Consider the following 2,135-nt stretch of genomic DNA (forward strand, 5'->3'; position numbering starts at 1 on the left):
CAAACCATTAACCTGTCAGGCAGTGTATTTCCAGGTCAGTATGGTGCCGTCGACACTGTTGAGAAAATGGCTGCACTCGGAAAGCAAGGTAAGCCATTATTGCTAGTAGCCGGTACCGGTGATTTACTCGACTACTGGTGTATTACCAGCGTGGAGCAGACTAACAGTTACTTGGATCAACAAGGCCAACCCCGCAAAATCGACTTTAGCTTATCCATGAGTTACTACGGTGAATACGATGCAGTATCGGACCAAACAAAACGACAGTCTTGATGCGATATGCTGGTGCTATTATGATAAACCCCGTGAGGTCGGTTACTACGTCCTTAATGTATTAGCCGCAAACCCGGACTTGGCTGAGCTGGGTCCGGTGCTTCCTGCCGGATTAACCCTCGAATTACCTGATATTCCTCCTCCCTCAAATCCTACCGATAGGCTTTGGAATTAACATGCAACCCACCTTTAGTATTCACTTGGGTGATACCAATTTAACGCCTACCATTAATCCGTTACTCATTAGCCTGGAACTCACTGACGAAGCGGGCTGGAAGTCCGACAGTTTAACCCTCACCCTGGTCGATGATGGCTTGTTAGCCATCCCCAAAAAAGGCGTGAAATTATCTTGTGCTTTGGGTTATGTAGAAACTGGCTTAGTGCCTATGGGGAATTATACGGTGGATGAGGTATTGCTCTCAGGCCCACCCAACCAGCTGCAAATCAAAGCCCGTGGTGCGGATTTAAAAGGGCCTATCCGTGCCCCGCGTAGCCAAAGCTGGCACAAAGTTAAACTCACCGATATTGTGGGAAGCATTGCCCAACGCCATGGCTTAAATCCGAAAGTAGCCGATAAATTTACCAACTTAATCATTCAGCATATTGATCAGACCGAAGAAAGTGACCTGCACTTTTTAAGTCGTATCGCTAACCAATATGATGCGATAGCCAAGCCTGTGGGTGAACATCTGTTATTTGTGGAGCGTAATCAGGGAAAGATGGCTAGTGGTAAACCTCTGGAAACCATTCACTTGTCGGCTAAAGACATCACCAGTTATCGAGGTAGTTTGCCCGAACGTTCTGGTTATAAGCGTGTCATAGCTAAATACCACAATAGCAGTACAGGACAAACAGAATCTATAACAGTAGGGCAGGGTGAGCCTGCTCGTACTTTAAGTATTCAATACCCCACACGGGAAGCGGCTCAAGCGGCGACTCATGCTGCCATTAAAGGGGCAGAACGATCCAAAGCTAGTTTGGAAATTACACTACCAGGTGATCCTTGGTTAGTGGCTGAACGACCAGTGAATATTTCAGGGGTAAGGGTTGGGCTGGATGGAAAATGGCTGATTAAAACCGCTAGGCATCGGGTAAGTGGGGAGGGGTATGAGGTGTCAGTTAGGTTGGGGAAATGAAAAGCCCGCAGGGGCGAGCTTGATCAAGAGAATTGTCTTTTTATTATAAGTTTTCTTTTTAGTGTTTTTTGATGGTTATATAAAAAATATATAAGGAAAACATAATGAAAAATATACCAATGAGTTGGTTGTATTCGCCTGCGTCAACGAATATACCAAACTTATTACTGAAATAACCGCCTCGAATAAACTTTACTCCTAGAATAAAAGAGCTTAATCCAATTATTGTGAATAAAATTCTATTTGCCATTATATATTTATCCGAATTCATTAAATTGAATTATTCACTAATTGCTTCACTTGTTAGATACCCTGCTGTCCCTGCTGGTGACATAGGTGGAGGCCCCGGAATAAAAAATCCTTCACTAAACTCAATAGCAAGCTGCTGGTTTCTAGGGTTTGCAATTACTGGTAGTAAAGTACCAGCAACTTCAGGTGAATAACATATTGCTACTTCAGCAACTACTGGAGCAGCTAAAACTGTTCCTGATGCAGCTGCAGCTCCAGTTGAGAGCTTCAGGAAATTTTTGAAGTAGTTTATTAATGCTTGGACTTGTCCAGCATGATATGACGATGTTAGTTGATAATTTAAACCCTTGGAATCAATTCGGCTAACAGGGTTTCCCTCAACATACGCAAAGGTATTCAACCCACCTTTCAGCCCAATCGGATCACTTTCGATGTATCGTCCAGTAGTTGGATCGTAATCGCGGAAGTAGTTGTAAA

At 43.8% G+C, this 2,135-nt stretch carries 4 protein-coding genes; 3 read left to right on the top strand and 1 reads right to left on the bottom strand.

Features of this window, described 5'->3' with window-relative positions; translation table 11 throughout:
- From KCG35_RS24790 to KCG35_RS24800, 3 genes are all read left to right on the top strand, one after another.
- Nucleotides 1–273, top strand: a 273-nt coding sequence (locus KCG35_RS24790) for a phage tail protein (protein WP_215822532.1), incomplete at its 5' end; no start/stop codon positions are given.
- On the top strand, nt 239–448 hold the full coding sequence (locus tag KCG35_RS24795) for a tail protein X (protein WP_215822533.1): 210 nt from the start codon (nt 239–241) through the stop codon (nt 446–448). The genes KCG35_RS24790 and KCG35_RS24795, both read left to right, overlap by 35 nt.
- A gap of 1 nt (nt 449) precedes the next feature.
- Nucleotides 450–1,409: a contractile injection system protein, VgrG/Pvc8 family gene (locus tag KCG35_RS24800; RefSeq protein WP_215822534.1), complete on the top strand. Its 960-nt coding sequence runs from the start codon at nt 450–452 to the stop codon at nt 1,407–1,409.
- A gap of 280 nt (nt 1,410–1,689) precedes the next feature.
- Here the strand turns inward: KCG35_RS24800 and KCG35_RS24805 are convergent.
- A partial coding sequence (locus KCG35_RS24805; protein WP_215822535.1) for an RHS repeat-associated core domain-containing protein occupies nt 1,690–2,135 on the bottom strand: 446 nt, incomplete at its 5' end.

This window comes from Zooshikella harenae, from assembly GCF_018837975.1.
Classification (GTDB): Bacteria; Pseudomonadota; Gammaproteobacteria; order Pseudomonadales; family Zooshikellaceae; genus Zooshikella; species Zooshikella harenae.